The sequence below is a fragment of the Fructilactobacillus sp. X2R1C1 genome, assembly GCF_059901435.1.
The window spans coordinates 1-241 of record NZ_JBWXUV010000145.1 but is presented as its reverse complement, the minus strand read 5'-3'; the positions used below and the strand labels follow the sequence as shown (position 1 = coordinate 241).

Here is a 241-nt window from a genome sequence, read left to right as displayed (position 1 = left end):
AATGATGTTAGTCCCAGTGGCATTCACCGCGTCAATGGCATCTGCTTCGGTTTCAGCGGTCAATTGATCAATCTGAACATCCGTCGTAAAGTTACTAGATTCTTGACTTAATCGTTTCATTAGCTCGATTAGTTCTTCGGAATCGTCCGATTTAGCAGCACGAATCGTAATTTCTTCATTATCCTTTGCCAAGCACTAAGTCTCCTGACTTTAAAATCGAATCAAAATGCTGTCCCTTAGC

The 241-nt window shown here is 41.5% G+C and carries 1 pseudogene; it reads right to left on the bottom strand.

What is annotated here, in order from left to right:
- Positions 1-192, bottom strand: a pseudogene (locus AC6UDG_RS07825) (GNAT family N-acetyltransferase); the annotation flags it as partial.
- Positions 193-241: the final 49 nt, after the last annotated feature.